This window comes from Mesorhizobium sp. M1A.F.Ca.IN.020.06.1.1, from assembly GCF_004023265.1.
GTDB lineage: Bacteria > Pseudomonadota > Alphaproteobacteria > Rhizobiales > Rhizobiaceae > Mesorhizobium.
In genome coordinates this window covers 1-2,482 of the sequence record NZ_RZSR01000890.1, presented here as the reverse complement: position 1 = coordinate 2,482, position 2,482 = coordinate 1, and the positions used below count along the sequence as shown (strand labels likewise).

General features: G+C 61.5%; 3 protein-coding genes. 2 read left to right on the top strand and 1 reads right to left on the bottom strand.

The genetic code is table 11. The annotated features are described in order from the left end of the window. Positions 1-26: 26 nt before the first annotated feature. Positions 27-503, bottom strand: coding sequence for an Hsp20 family protein (locus tag EOA60_RS28590; protein WP_066992873.1), 477 nt, complete (start codon positions 501-503; stop codon positions 27-29). Between the two features lie 347 nt (positions 504-850). Here EOA60_RS28590 and groES point away from each other — a divergent pair, with 347 nt between their 5' ends. Then, a complete protein-coding gene (gene groES / locus EOA60_RS28585; protein WP_066992870.1) occupies positions 851-1,165 on the top strand; it encodes a co-chaperone GroES in 315 nt (104 codons plus the stop codon). A gap of 52 nt (positions 1,166-1,217) precedes the next feature. Beyond that, the coding region (groL, locus tag EOA60_RS28580; protein WP_128312279.1) for a chaperonin GroEL at positions 1,218-2,482 on the top strand (1,265 nt) is incomplete at its 3' end.

The window sequence follows — 2,482 nt, the reverse complement described above, 5'->3', positions numbered from 1 at the left end:
CAGGGCGCAAAGCGCGGCGAGAAGGCTCAGGCCGCCTTGTTGTCGGCCTCGATTTTCTTTGTCGCGGCCTTTGGCGATGATTTGTCCGCCGTGATCTCGATCCGGCGCGGCTTCATTTCTTCCGGGATCTCGCGTTTGAGGTCGATTGTCAGCAGACCGTTGACGAGGCTCGCATCGACGACCTTGACGTGATCGGCAAGCTCGAAGCGACGCTGGAATGCGCGGCCGGCAATGCCGCGATGCAGGTACTCGCCGTTGTCCTCGCCTGCCTTTTGGCCAGAAACCATCAGCATGTTCTGCTCCTGGGTAATGGCCAGTTCGTCCTGGCTGAAGCCTGCCAGGGCCATGGTGATGCGGTAGTCGTCCTCGCCGCTCTTGGCGATATCGTAGGGCGGCCAGTTATCAGCGGTTTCGATGCGGCTTGCGGTCTCGAGCGCGTTCAGCATTCGATCGAAGCCGATGCTCGACCGGAACAGGGGAGAAAAGTCAAAACTGGTTCTCATAGCTACATCCTCCATTGAGCAACATAGATACGAGGAGCGCCAAGGCAGCGGCGCTCCTTGACCTTGCCGGCCACTTCAGGCGCCGGCAGGTTCGATTTGGGAATTGATTCCTTTGCCGTCAAGAGGTCCGAGGCGCGCCCGTCAAAGCTGCATAATTACCTTTGTTTTCACGGCGCTAGCACTCGGCTGTTGCGAGTGCCAAAAAATTTCTTGCGGCCTCTTGAAACCGGCGCGTGCAAAACCAAATCCACAAGCGCGAGGCCGAAAGGATCGCGAGCCCCGCTCCGGTCCTTCCGGTCCGGAGTGGAGGAACCTCTCAAAATCTGTTTGTCCCGAAGGAGAACGATATGAAGTTCCATCCATTGCATGACCGCGTTCTGGTCCGCCGCGTCGAGGCCGAGGAGAAGACGGCCGGCGGCATCATCATCCCGGACACGGCGAAGGAGAAGCCGCAGGAAGGCGAGATCATCGCCGTCGGTTCCGGCGCGCGCGACGAGAGCGGCAAGCTCATTCCCCTCGACGTCAAAGTCGGCGACCGCATCCTGTTCGGCAAGTGGTCCGGCACCGAGATCAAGCTCAACGGTGAAGACCTGCTCATTATGAAGGAAAGCGACGTGATGGGTGTGGTCGAGCAGACATCGGCGTTGGGAAAAGCGGCTTGAACCGGCCCAACCCGATCGGTGAATGAAAGGTGCCTGCTGAAGGAGTGTTCCAATGGCTGCCAAGGAAGTGAAATTCCATTCCGACGCCCGCGACCGCATGTTGCGCGGCGTCAACATCCTCGCCGACGCGGTGAAGGTCACGCTCGGCCCTAAGGGCCGCAATGTCGTCATCGACAAGTCGTTCGGCGCTCCGCGCATCACCAAGGACGGCGTCACTGTCGCCAAGGAGATCGAGCTCGAGGACAAGTTCGAGAACATGGGCGCGCAGATGGTGCGCGAGGTCGCCTCGAAAACCAGCGATATCGCCGGCGACGGCACGACCACCGCGACCGTTCTCGCCCAGGCCATCGTCAGGGAAGGTGCCAAGGCCGTTGCCGCCGGCATGAATCCCATGGATCTGAAGCGCGGCATCGACAAAGCCGTCGAGGCTATTGTTCAGGAGTTGAAGACCAACGCCCGCAAGGTGACCAGAAATGACGAGATCGCCCAGGTCGGCACGATTTCGGCCAATGGTGATGCCGAGATCGGCCGTTTCCTTGCTGAGGCGATGCAGAAGGTCGGCAACGAGGGCGTCATCACCGTCGAGGAAGCCAAGACCGCCGACACCGAGCTGGAAGTGGTCGAAGGCATGCAGTTCGATCGCGGTTATCTCTCGCCTTACTTCATCACCAATCAGGATAAGATGCGCGTCGAGCTCGAAGAGCCCTATGTGCTGATCCACGAGAAGAAGCTTTCCAACCTGCAGGCGCTGCTGCCGGTTCTGGAGGCGGTGGTTCAGTCGGCGAAGCCCCTGCTCATCATCGCGGAGGATGTCGAGGGCGAGGCGCTCGCGACGCTGGTGGTCAACAAGCTGCGCGGCGGCCTGAAGGTTGCGGCCGTCAAGGCTCCGGGCTTCGGCGACCGCCGCAAGGCCATGCTGGAGGACATCGCCATCCTCACCGGCGGCACCGCTATCAGCGAGGATCTCGGCATCAAGCTTGAGAACGTCACGCTGGAGATGCTCGGCCGCACCAAGAAAGTGGTGGTCGAGAAGGAGAACACCACGATCGTCGATGGCGCCGGCAAGAAGGAGGAGATCCAGGGCCGCGTCGCGCAGATCAAGGCGCAAATCGAGGAGACCACCTCGGACTACGATCGCGAGAAGCTGCAGGAGCGTCTGGCCAAGCTCGCCGGCGGCGTGGCTGTGATCCGCGTCGGCGGTTCGACGGAGGTCGAGGTCAGGGAGCGCAAGGACCGCGTCGACGATGCCATGCATGCGACGCGCGCGGCGGTCGAGGAAGGCATTCTTCCGGGCGGCGGCGTGGCGCTGCTCAGGGC